Here is a 1,279-nt window from a genome sequence, read left to right as displayed (position 1 = left end):
GTCCCTCCCCCGGTCACCCGGCTCGCCGGTGGCCGGCCACCGCTCGAGTGCCCTCGGGTGCCCGGCCCGGGCCGAGTCGCCGAGGAGCGGGCCGGGGCTGGCCCGGTCGGTCGGGTCCCTGGCACGCTTCCCGGGACCGGCCCGTCCTCCGCGCTAGGATCGTGGCGCCGCACGCCGAACGGCCCGGCCCCCGCCAGGAGCTCGTGCTCCTCCCGGCGGCCGTCGCCCCGGCCCCAGTCCCGCACCAGGGGGTACCTCGTGACCGACAGCGCGTTCCTCACCGCGATCGCCGACACCCTGTACGCCCTCCCGGGAGTCCGTGCTGTCTCCTTGGGCGGGTCCCGCGCCCAGGGGCGGGAACGCCCGGACTCCGACTGGGACCTCGCGCTCTACTACCGCGGGGCGTTCGATCCGGAGGACCTGCGATCGGTGGGCTGGGAGGGCGAGGTCTCCGAGATCGGCGGCTGGGGCGGCGGCGTGTTCAACGGCGGCGCGTGGCTCCGGGTGGCGGGCAGGGCCGTCGACGTGCACTACCGCGACCTCGACGTCGTCGAGGCCCAGGTGGACCGGGCCAGCCGGGGCGAGTTCGACATCGAACCCCTGATGTTCCACCTCGCCGGGATCCCCACCTACCTGGTGGTCGGAGAACTGGACCTGCACCGCGTCCTGCGGGGAACCCTCCCCCGCGTCGACTACCCGGAGGCGCTGCGCCGCTCGGCGCCGGCGGTGTGGTCCGCCCGGGCGGACCTGACGCTCGACTACGCCGAGCACAACCACGCCCGCTCCGGGCGTGTCACCCAGTGCCTGGGTGACGTCGCCCTGGCCGCCCTCCAGTACGCGCACGCGGTCCTCGCCGCCCGGGGCGAATGGGTCACCAACGAGAAGGACCTGCTGTCGCGGGCGGGCCTCGACCCCGTGGACGGGGAGGTGGTGTCGGCGCGGCCCGACCCCGACTCGCTGCGGGCCCTGGTCCGGGGGACCAGGAACCGGGGTCAGGAGCTGGTACGCACCGCCGTGCGCTGAGGGCACCCGTGCGTGCGGCCCCGGGGAGGGAGCGCGGTCAGCGGGGTGGCGTCGTCACCCCCTGCCGCGCAGCCAGTCCCCGACGAGGCGGACGAGCACCCGGCCGCCCCGGTCGGTCAGGTGCAGGTTGTCCGAGTACACGGCGCCGCCGGGCGCCTCGGCACGCGCCGCGGTGCTGACGGCCGGACTCGCCGCTCCCTCCGCCGACGGCTGGCCGGCACCACCCCCGGCCCGCTCGGCGCGGCCGGCGCCGGCC

General features: G+C 76.9%; 2 protein-coding genes. One reads left to right on the top strand and one right to left on the bottom strand.

Translation table 11 applies throughout. The features are described from left to right. The first annotated feature begins 258 nt into the window (after positions 1-258). Positions 259-1,023 carry a nucleotidyltransferase domain-containing protein gene (locus tag ACTIDRAF_RS0221075; protein WP_016700700.1) on the top strand — a complete coding sequence of 255 codons (765 nt, stop codon included), beginning with the start codon at positions 259-261 and terminating at the stop codon, positions 1,021-1,023. 54 nt (positions 1,024-1,077) lie between these two features. Here the strand turns inward: ACTIDRAF_RS0221075 and ACTIDRAF_RS30265 are convergent. Further along, a partial coding sequence (locus ACTIDRAF_RS30265) for a hypothetical protein (RefSeq protein WP_039788569.1) occupies positions 1,078-1,279 on the bottom strand: 202 nt, incomplete at its 5' end.

Source organism: Actinoalloteichus spitiensis RMV-1378 (genome assembly GCF_000239155.1).
Classification (GTDB): domain Bacteria; phylum Actinomycetota; class Actinomycetes; order Mycobacteriales; family Pseudonocardiaceae; genus Actinoalloteichus_B; species Actinoalloteichus_B spitiensis.
The sequence above is the reverse complement of the archived record's forward strand: the minus strand, read 5'-3'. Positions and strand labels throughout refer to the sequence as shown.